The sequence below is a fragment of the Sphingobium indicum BiD32 genome (genome assembly GCF_000382885.1).
Lineage (GTDB): Bacteria > Pseudomonadota > Alphaproteobacteria > Sphingomonadales > Sphingomonadaceae > Sphingobium > Sphingobium japonicum_C.
This window is the reverse complement of the sequence record NZ_CAVK010000162.1, coordinates 1-9520: the sequence shown is the minus strand read 5'-3', so window position 1 is coordinate 9520 and position 9520 is coordinate 1. Positions and strand designations below refer to the sequence as shown.

The 9520-nt window shown below is 58.6% G+C and carries 12 protein-coding genes and 1 pseudogene; 8 read left to right on the top strand and 5 right to left on the bottom strand.

The genetic code is table 11. The features are described 5' to 3' along the window. Positions 1–39: 39 nt before the first annotated feature. Positions 40–1017 carry an aldo/keto reductase gene (locus tag EBBID32_RS16355; protein WP_037491307.1) on the bottom strand — a complete coding sequence of 326 codons (978 nt, stop codon included), beginning with the start codon at positions 1015–1017 and terminating at the stop codon, positions 40–42. Positions 1018–1491: 474 nt separating this feature from the next. On the opposite strand from EBBID32_RS16355, the gene EBBID32_RS16350 reads away from it, so the two are divergent. Next, entirely contained in the window at positions 1492–2394 is a 903-nt protein-coding gene (locus tag EBBID32_RS16350) for a hypothetical protein (RefSeq protein WP_037491305.1), read from the top strand. A gap of 261 nt (positions 2395–2655) precedes the next feature. On the opposite strand, the gene EBBID32_RS16345 is transcribed toward EBBID32_RS16350, so the two are convergent. Then, positions 2656–3789 carry an NADH:flavin oxidoreductase/NADH oxidase gene (locus EBBID32_RS16345; RefSeq protein WP_006960984.1) on the bottom strand — a complete coding sequence of 378 codons (1134 nt, stop codon included), beginning with the start codon at positions 3787–3789 and terminating at the stop codon, positions 2656–2658. A 238-nt stretch (positions 3790–4027) separates the two neighbouring features. Between EBBID32_RS16345 and EBBID32_RS16340 the strand changes: the two genes are divergently transcribed. Beyond that, on the top strand, positions 4028–4435 hold the full coding sequence (locus EBBID32_RS16340; protein WP_006960983.1) for a carboxymuconolactone decarboxylase family protein: 408 nt from the start codon (positions 4028–4030) through the stop codon (positions 4433–4435). Beyond that, positions 4428–5336 (top strand): NAD(P)-dependent oxidoreductase, encoded by a 909-nt coding sequence (locus tag EBBID32_RS16335; protein ID WP_051093368.1) that lies wholly within the window; start codon positions 4428–4430, stop codon positions 5334–5336. Before EBBID32_RS16340 ends, EBBID32_RS16335 begins: the two co-directional genes overlap by 8 nt. Positions 5337–5453: 117 nt before the next feature. Here EBBID32_RS16335 and EBBID32_RS23255 read toward each other — a convergent pair whose 3' ends face one another. Next, entirely contained in the window at positions 5454–5759 is a 306-nt protein-coding gene (locus EBBID32_RS23255; protein ID WP_196805678.1) for a hypothetical protein, read from the bottom strand. Between the two features lie 59 nt (positions 5760–5818). On the opposite strand from EBBID32_RS23255, the gene EBBID32_RS16325 reads away from it, so the two are divergent. Together EBBID32_RS16325 and EBBID32_RS16320 are read left to right on the top strand one after the other, a co-directional pair. Next, a complete protein-coding gene (locus EBBID32_RS16325) occupies positions 5819–6043 on the top strand; it encodes a hypothetical protein (RefSeq protein ID WP_037491301.1) in 225 nt (74 codons plus the stop codon). 473 nt (positions 6044–6516) lie between these two features. Next, positions 6517–7242: a lytic transglycosylase domain-containing protein gene (locus tag EBBID32_RS16320; RefSeq protein WP_231382225.1), complete on the top strand. Its 726-nt coding sequence runs from the start codon at positions 6517–6519 to the stop codon at positions 7240–7242. A 5-nt stretch (positions 7243–7247) separates the two neighbouring features. On the opposite strand, the gene EBBID32_RS16315 is transcribed toward EBBID32_RS16320, so the two are convergent. Then, positions 7248–7763, bottom strand: coding sequence for a hypothetical protein (locus EBBID32_RS16315; RefSeq protein WP_051093366.1), 516 nt, complete (start codon positions 7761–7763; stop codon positions 7248–7250). Between the two features lie 136 nt (positions 7764–7899). Beyond that, complete coding sequence (locus tag EBBID32_RS16310; protein ID WP_006960959.1) at positions 7900–8322, bottom strand: hypothetical protein; 423 nt, start codon at positions 8320–8322, stop codon at positions 7900–7902. 326 nt (positions 8323–8648) lie between these two features. Between EBBID32_RS16310 and EBBID32_RS16305 the strand changes: the two genes are divergently transcribed. The 3 genes and pseudogenes from EBBID32_RS16305 to EBBID32_RS16295 form a co-directional block, all read left to right on the top strand. Further along, positions 8649–8963, top strand: a complete 315-nt coding sequence (locus EBBID32_RS16305) for a TrbC/VirB2 family protein (protein WP_006960958.1) — start codon at positions 8649–8651, stop codon at positions 8961–8963. A gap of 63 nt (positions 8964–9026) precedes the next feature. Then, on the top strand, positions 9027–9317 hold the full coding sequence (gene traL, locus EBBID32_RS16300) for a type IV conjugative transfer system protein TraL (RefSeq protein ID WP_006960957.1): 291 nt from the start codon (positions 9027–9029) through the stop codon (positions 9315–9317). Position 9318: 1 nt separating this feature from the next. Continuing rightward, positions 9319–9504, top strand: a pseudogene (locus EBBID32_RS16295) (TraE/TraK family type IV conjugative transfer system protein); the annotation flags it as partial. Positions 9505–9520: the final 16 nt, after the last annotated feature.

Below are 9520 nucleotides of genomic sequence, written 5' to 3'. Positions count from 1 at the left end.
GCCCTCACCGGAGCGATACCCTAGTGTCAGCGACACTCTTCAATATGCCGGAGACCGGGGGGTGTATGCCTGCTCAAGTCGCTCAATCTCCTCCGTTGTAAGGATGATATCCAGCGCGCCGAATGCTTCCTCAAGCTGCGGCAATTTGGTTGCGCCGATTATAGGCGCGGTCAGCCCCTGACGACCAAGGATCCACGCCAGCGCCACCTGCATCGGCCCTAATCCCCGGTCAGCCGCGATTTGCGCAAGCTCCCGTTGCACGACGAAATCGGCTTCGTGAAAATAAATCTGCCGCGCCATTGCGTCGGACTTCGCGCGAAGGGTTGCGCCGTTCCCGTCGGGTGTGCGATTTCCGGCAAGAAACCCGCGCGCCAGCGCAGACCAAGCCGTCACGCCGATTCCCTGATCGATACAGAGCGGAATCATTTCTCGCTCTTCTTCACGATATACCAAGTTATATTGGACTTGCATTGAAGTGAAAGGCGTCAGGCCATTTGTCGCCTGAATTTTTATGGCCTTCGCTAACTGCCATGCCTTGTAATTCGACGCACCAATATGAAGCACCTTACCGGCTCGAACAAGGTCGTCCATCGCACGCAGAGTTTCTTCAAGCGGGGTGGACGGATCATAGCCGTGCTGGATGTACAAATCGATATGGTCGACCCCAAGCCGCTTGAGGCTACCGTCAATCGCCGCCATGATATGCTTGCGAGAAGTACCCCTCTCATTTTGGCCAGGACCAGTTGGGGAAAGGAACTTGGTAGCCAATACGATTTCATCACGACGAGCAAACTCACGCAACGCTTTGCCTGTTACGACTTCACTCGCACCCTCTGCATAAGCATCAGCTGTATCGAAGAAATTTATCCCTTTTTCCACTGCAAGGCGAAAGAGAGGCATGCTTTCTTCTTCGCTGAGAGTCCAACCAGCATGCATCTGGCCCTTACCGTAGCTCATGCAACCGAGGCACAATTGGGAAACCTTGAGGCCTGAGTTGCCGAGGTTGACGTATTTCATGACATTCCCTTCTTCGTCCGCCGTCGCATGAGGATTGCGAACGGGTTAGTTCATGCTCCCTACCCATAGTCGAACAAAATGACCGCTGCCTCCTGTCTTCAACTTACTCATAAACTGCGAGCTAAAACGTAGCTCTTTTGGGCTGAACTTCGGAATGTGATGCGTTCCTTTCGCCGCGATCAACCGCTTTCGACGCACATCCAATTGTTAACAGGACGGATGAGCCTTACGTGGAGCTATCGACACCGCCTCCCAGGACCCACCGAATTTGCCGATAAGCATCCTGATCATTCGGCCACGACCGATACGCTTCCATTCGCGATTACCAACCTGCCATGCGATAGGTTCTCGCCACCCAGATTCCTGATTAAAAATCCCCATTCGGAGGGAAATCCGGTAGAAGCAGACAATGTAAATCCCATTGTGAAGTTCGCAACATATTGCGGCCTTGGGACCAGCGAAGGGGAGTATGAGATGGCACGGGTGGATTTTGGGCCTGGGTATACGAAGGGCCTTGATCTGAGCAATCCGGATGAGACGACCCTCGAGGAAAAGCGAGGTTTTTGGGCGGATAAGATCGGGGCGCGCAACGGCAAGCTGATGTATCCGGTTTCGGCCTACAGCTTCCTGCTGGCCAATCGCCCGGACATGCTCAAATACCATCTTCGTCAAATGCAGTATCTTCATGCGGTTCCCGAGACCAACCGCCTGTCGCTGCCGGTCACGACACTCGCCATGTTGCATTGGTATTCGTGCAACAGGGTGGTCGAGGGCATTATCCATGAGGTGCGGGCCTCGCACAGCGCTGGCGCCTCGAAAGTTCAGGTCAACGAGATCTTCGCTCTGGCCTTCATGCACTCCGGGCCCAGCGGATTTCGCGAAGTGTATGATCAGGCGTTCGACTATATGGAGTCGTACTCCGATCCGCAGGACAAGCTGACATGGCCCGAGGGCTGGGATCCCGATCCTGAGGCATTCCGCAGCGGTCTTGACTTCGACAATCCCGATTTCGGCCCAGGCGAGGTGGATCTACTCGACGCCTGGTATGCCGGGACGATCGGCTACACGCCGCGCTCGGTCAAGTTCCTTATCCAGCAGAACCCGCGCTTCCTGAAGGCCCACCGGGCGAAGTTCGAGGCGGCGCTCAAGACCGGCGGGCTGCCCAAGCAGATCGTCCCCTATATCCTGATCCACTACAACATGAACCGCGGTTTCCGCGAAGGCATCCGTGAGGCCGCCCTGCTCGGAAAGGCCTGGGGCATGAGCAAGGGCCACATCATCGATGCCGTTACCCTCGGCACCGGGTACATGGCCGGGATCGACGGCGTCTACATCGTCGATGAGGCCATTGGTGATCTCTTGGAAAATTGGGCATGATGCAGGCTCAGTCGGAAGCGCTTTGACAAGGCTCGCCGATTAGCGACTGAGCTGGAAGATGTGCCGAAACCTAATTTTATGGATGCGGTCATATCATTCGGAGTGGAGCCATCGGGCCAAGCGATCAAGACCTGGACCGCCTGGATCGGGACGTAGTCGTCCCGAGCGTGATACAGTGCTTTGTTACAGCCGACGCACTTGCCGCGAGTGCATCGGCTATCGGAATACAACCCCCGACAGGAGCAGATCAGGCGCGTGACGTTATCGGGCATCACAACGCCCGGCCACTTGGGAAACATCGAACAGGTGACGATACTGTTGTGGTTGGGCACGCAAGTAGGGCTTGGGAGCATGCACGCTCGCGCCCAGGTGTGCGGCGGCGTGCCACGGCCAACGCGGATCATAGAGGATGGTGCGAGCCAGCGCGACCAGATCGGCATCGCCGGTGGCGACGATAGATTCCGCCTGCTCGAAGCTGGTGATGAGACCGACCGCCACAACCGGAATTCCAACGGCTGATCTGACCGCTCGGGCAAGCGGGACCTGATAGCTCGGCCCGATGAGTATCTGCTGGCGCGGATCGAGGCCGCCGCTCGACACATGAATCGCCGCACACCCGTGTGCTTCGAGCAGGCGGGAGAAGGCGACCGTCTGCTCGACGTCCCAGCCGCCATTGACCCAGTCTGTCCCCGACAGGCGGACCGTCACCGGACGGTCGGCCGGGAAGGCCTCACGAACGGCGGCGAACACCTCGAGTGGAAACCGCATCCGGTTTTCGAGACTGCCCCCATAGCGATCCGTCCGCTGATTGGAGAGCGGCGACAAAAATTCGTGCAACAGATAACCATGCGCGCAGTGGACCTGTATGGCGTCGAGGCCGATGCGTGCCGCGCGGCGGGCTGCGGCCGAGAATGCATCGCGGACCCTTACAAGACCAGCTTCATCGAGAGCCATTGGCGCATTGTCCGTAGCGGCGAAGCCCAGCGATGAAGGGGAAACCGTCTGCCATCCGCCTTGTGCATCAGGAGCAAGCTGGGCCCCGCCGAGCCATGGCGGGTTCGTTGATGCCTTCCGGCCAGCGTGAGCGAGTTGGATGGCAATCGGCATCGGCGAGTGGGCACGGATGGCGGCAAGGACGCGGGCCATAGCCTGTTCACAGGCGTCATCCCATAGGCCGACGTCGGCGTAGCTGATCCGACCTTCGGGTACGACGGCAGTTGCTTCAATAGTAAGCAGCGCGGCACCGGACAGCGCCAGATGGCCAAGGTGGATGATGTGCCAGTCGGTCATGCAGCCATCCACGGCCGAATACTGGCACATCGGAGCAATGACGATGCGGTTGGCCAGCACCAGCCCGCCCACGTCGAGGGGTTGAAACAGTCGGGGTGCGTTCATCGTCGGTGTCCCTCTCGTGCCGAGACGCTCATTTTCCACGACTGTATTGTTATTGCCAATCAGCCCACATTGTCGGCATCGCCTGACCAGAAAATCCTGAGGGCGGCCACCACGCACCTGTCGAAGGTTAGGTGCCGACCCTTATTGAGCCCGCCACCTCTTGGACCCGCCCGCGAATGGGGTCCTGCGCCGTGCGGAATATTAGGTTTCGCAGAAATATCATGTGGAGATTGGCAGTTTGACAGACCACTTCAAAAATGCGGGTGAGCAATTCGAAAAAGGGCTCATCGTTCGCCAGTCCGTGCTTGGCGAAGCATATGTCAATCAGTCGCTGGACGCTGCCACTGGGTTTACCATGGACATCCAGAAGCTCGCGACCGAGTATTGCTGGGGTGAAATCTGGTCGCGTCCCGGCCTCGATCGCAAATCACGAAGCATGATCAACCTTGCGATGATTACAGCGCTGAATCGCCCGCATGAACTCAAGATCCATGTTCGCGGTGCGCTGAACAATGGGTTGACCGTTCAGGAGATCAAAGAGATTCTCTTGCAGACTGCGATTTATGTGGGATTGCCTGCGGCACTCGAAAGCTTTCGCATCGCTGCGTCGGTCCTGGACGAAGCTGGCGTGACGACCGATGAGTGATCAGGTACCTGTACCGATCGCTGCGCCGGCCACAATCGGGTTTATAGGCCTCGGCGCCATGGGTCTACCGATGGCGACACGCTTGCTCGAGGCCGGCTATCGAGTACGCGGATTTGACGTGTCTGGTGCAATGCTGTCGCGGCTGGCAGCCGCCGGCGGTACCGCCTGCAAATCGCCGGGGGCGACGACGAACGGCGCGACGGCAGTCATCACCATGCTGCCCAACTCGGCGATCGTCCAATCGGTCGTCCTTGAAGATGCGGAGCCTCTCGCAGACAGTCTGGCTGATGCCGTGCTCATCGACATGTCGTCTTCTGCGCCTACCTCCACCCGCATGATCGGCCAACGCCTCGCACAACGCGGCCTTACGATGATCGACGCCCCCGTCTCTGGTGGAGTGCAGCGCGCCACGACGGGCACATTGACGATCATGGCTGGCGGTGAGACGCAGCATGTCGCACGTGTCGAACCGATCCTGGCGACACTGGGCAGCGTTATCTTTGCAACCGGGCCGCTCGGCTCCGGCCACGCCATGAAAGCCCTGAACAACTTCATGTCTGCTGCGGGATTGACCGCGGCGTGCGAGGCGCTTCGGGTCGGCCAGCAGTTCGGGCTCGACCCCGGCCAGATGGTGGACATCCTCAACCTGTCGACCGGGCGCAACAACAGCACGGAAAACAAGATCAAGCCATTTGTGCTTTCTGGTAGCTATGCAGGTGGATTCTCATTGGCACTGATGGCCAAGGATCTAGCGGTCGCAGCCGATCTGGCCGACGCGATGGGCCTTGCTTCACCGCTTGCGCATGCCACTGCGGAGCTCTGGTCCCAAGCGCGCGATGCCTTGCCACGAGGTGCGGACCATACCGAGATCGATCGCTTTCTGTCATCGCTCAAGCGTTAGCTGAAGGCGCTCGGGCCGCGAGAGCATCACGCGCGTCCTGAGATTTCCGTGGCACGGGCTATGCAGATCAATGTCTGGCCGCTCTGGGGCGGAGATATCATCAGTTCGGCTACCGTCTCATAGGTTGAATTCGATCAAGAATAGCACCCCATGCCATTTCTGACCTTCAATCAGCCGAATACTGAGGCGACCCTGCGGCCCGTGAACACGGATATGGTCGTTCTTCGCGGCTTGGGCCGAGATGACGTGCCCGCCCGATCCCGGGCCGACACGTTGTACGATGACATCGACGTTAAGGGTTTCGGCAGTCGGGAAGCTGGTGATGGGCCAGTGAGGCACCACGACGGGCAAGAACATGCCGCCGACCAACGTGATGCGACTCTTCGACATCCTCTTCTTCATCTGCTGAGCAGGGAAGATCAATATCTCTTGCCACGCTACTCATCGATCCGTCTGCATGGAATACGGAGATGAGCGTAGTCATGCTGTTTATCGCCCGTGAGGACAGCGATTCTGCCTCGTTTCATGAGGACGAAACCGCAGCACTTACTGCGCTTATCCAATATGTCGACAAGCATTGGACCGATGCGAAACTCCCCGACGTCGCCCGCGATTTCGATGCGGCAAACCGGGTGGCCATATGGTTCAAAGCGACGGGTGCGCTGTACGTCATTGGTGAAGCGTCGATCGCCGATGAAACACCATAGCAATCAACCTCAAGACTAGGATTGATCTCATCATTTTGGGGGAGGGAGGCGAGCTTTCGTTTCACGCGATTTTCGTTGCCCCCACACGAGGATATCAGAGATGCGGGACGCCGGGCGGGGCGTTGGAACGGTGCTCTGGTGTTCGAACGCCCCATTTCGCGAGGGTGATCGTGCAGGTGACGGCAATCGCTGATGCTGAGCCCGCCTCACCGGCAGCACGCGCCGGGATTGACAGCGCGGACACAGACACGAGCAATGTCTCTAGCACGCCGCAGATAAGGACGGATCTAATGCGAGGACTCCATAGGTTGGGATTTGCACTTATCGCTCTCACGCTTTTCGCGCCCGCACACGCGGACGAAGGAAAGCCAATACGCTCTGTCAAAATATTCCTCATGCCCACTCCAGCGTCGCAGAAACCGGCTGACCAGGGCGGCACTGTTCCGAAGCCGCATAGCGCTTCCGGGTTTCGCTTGATCGATCTGGCTCGGGACAAGGTGGGAGAAGCGATGCGCGACACCTTTAGCTCCATTGCGCCCGGTTCGGAACTGGCGGACCGCGAGTACAAACGAGTGCCCCTCTCCCCCTATTCGGATATTGCGGTGCCGGGATGGATGCGCACGCCGATGCTGTCCGCGCCGCCGGCCCCCGGTGTCTTCGTCGCAGACTGCATGGCGGTGCCGTACCGCCCATCGGGCTTCCTGCCTCTTCATATCGAAACTCGCCGCCGCTCCGCCTACAATGCGATGAGCGCGGCGGCTTGTGAGGCCGGGATACCTGTCAGCCTGTTTGATGCGTTAGTGCTCAACGAGAGCGCTTATAATGCCAACGCAGTATCGCCGAAGCAAGCTTTTGGGTTTGCACAGCTTATGCCCGGCACAGCCGCCGGACTCGGCGTAGATCGCTTCAATCCACTTCAGAATCTTAGCGGTGGTGCACGTTACTTGCGTGCGCAACTCGATAGTTTCGGGCACGTACATCTTGCGCTTGCCGCCTACAATGCCGGCCCCGGGCGCGTGAAGGGAGGGCGCCTTCCAGCGATCGCGGAAACGCAGAGTTACGTCCGAAACGTACTGGATAAATGGGCACGCCTGACAAACTCGCATCGGATTGCCGCGTCGAGAACATTCTCTGACCCAGTCCCGCGCCAGTCGGTACCGGTTGAACGAGTGCGTGCAGCAGATATCCAGGTCTTCTAAAAGTCTTAGATATCCCGGTCCCAACCAATCGCCCGCTCAGCAGCAATTCGTGTAATCTCGTTCACCAGTCTCCTGACGACTGCGCGTTGGAGACCCGTGGCCCATTCCGGACGCACGTCGGAATCGTCAATATGATCGAGTGCCTCTAGTGCGGCCACGAGTTCGACCGGAAGGTAGCGGAATACTACTCGCAGCAACGCCATAACGGCACGGTGGCGTGGAGATTCGAGCACGTCGATGTCGCCGAAGGCCTCGACGCAAATGACCGCTTCGAACACGTCTATGTCGAGCGCGACGAACAGCACCTTTAGTTCATCGAAGCTTATGGGCGGGCGTCGAGACGCATCCCTGTGTAACAGGAGCCCGAGCCGCGATTTTCCAATATCGGTACGATCCGCGAGCGCGCGCAGGCTGACCCTTTGACTCCGCCTGATGCGAAGGATGAGTTCGACATAACCATTCCGGCTGTTGACCGGCTTGGTGTGAATTGCCGCTTGATCCGGTTCGTCCATCGAGGACATGCGTGGTCCCCTCGCCGCGCCGTGAGAACTGCTTAACGAAATCATAGATTGCTGATTCTTGCAAGGTGCAGTGAGGCCGCGCGACATGGCCGGCAATGGCATCGGTATGCGACAACCTATGCCTAGGGAGGGTGGATCATTTTTTCGGCGGAACGGCGCTGCCTGGATCAGCTAGACCAAGTTTCGGAAGAACGCGTGTGGCGCTGTGCTCAACCAGATAATCATAGATCAAGAGAGCAACCGCATCGCTGACGGTCAGGGTATTCCCAATTTCGCGGGAGAGCCGCTTCTTGATTTCCACCAGTGACTGGGCGCTGGTTCGGGAGATATTGAGATGGATGCGAATGCTGCCGCGTGTTGGTAAAACATCGAGATACTCACGCAATTCTGCGGGATTGAGGTTGTCAGCTACCGCCGGGTTACTGATGCGCTGCGTCAAAAGCTGCGCAAGCGTCTGGTAGCGCAGAGTCTCATTTGAATGCAGCCTTATGCTCTCGGTGGTCAGCTTGAAAAGCTCCGCCGATATATCGAGCGCATAGCTGCGAGAACTGCCCGGCATCGTCAGCTTCTCTCCGAAATGGACGCTTCTGCGACGGTGTTAGCCAAGCTGCAGGCCTTCCCGACAGAGCGACTCGTTCCAGAGCAGATTACCCGATTCGCGCGTGTCCCTAAATCCCGGACAGGTTGTCCCAAAAAGCTCACCGGCTTGTCCCGCTCACACCTAACCCCTGTCCGGTATATCGGGACAGTATTAATGATTCATCGCAAAGTCAGAAGAAAATCCACTCCAACGACAATCGATCCTGTTGGCGATGCTCGATCCTCGCAACTCTCCAAAAAGGGCGCGGCGAACACGCTTCTCCCAATGCCTCGAAAGGGATCGATATGACCTCAATCAAGAAATCAGGCCAGGCTGAGCTTATCGTGCTTCTGCTCGCCCTGGTGCTCGTGACGCTGCTCTGGGCGGGGACCGCCCATGCCGGTGCTGACACGACCTTCAACACCGCTTTGACCAAGTTCACCGATTTTCTGGAAGGGTCAGGCGGCAAGATCATCACCGTGCTGTCGCTCGCGGGCGGCATCGTCGGTCTCGCCTCCGGCCGCTTTAGTCTCGGCCAGGTGGCGATCCCGGTCGGCGTGGGAGTCGGCGCCGGAACGGGTATTCCGATCGTCACCTCCACCGTCACCGCAACGATCTGACACTCAAACACGGGTTGCCGGCATCCGTCTTGAGTGACGGGCCGGCCAACAGGGGGGTGGTGTATGGCGGCCGACACTTACGTCATTCCGGCGCATCTGGATGATCCCGAGTTAATCGGGCTCTGGACGCTGGACGAGTTCCTCGCGATGGTCATTCCGTTCGCGTGGGGCGTCCTGACCCAGCATATCCTTATCGGTCTATTTCTGGCGTTTGCTGGCTGGTGGGGGTTGAGAAAGGCGAAGTCCGGGCGCGCGGCCTCCTGGCTGATCCATCTGGCCTACTGGTATCTGCCGGCAGGCTTCCTGGGGCTCCGGGCGACACCACCCTCCTACCTTCGGTTGATGGCAGGCTGACATGGAGCTCGGCTACAGCCATGCTCAGGGCCAGCGGGTGCTCAGACAGCGCAACCTCCTTGCGCTCGCCACGCTGCTTCTCGGCGCCCTCGTAATCGTGCTCTTCCTCATCGCTTCGACCCGTGACCGCGAGATCGTGCTCCAGCCCGTGCTGCGCTCGAACCTGACCGTGAGCAGCGCCGGGGTGGACTTGTAACGGATTT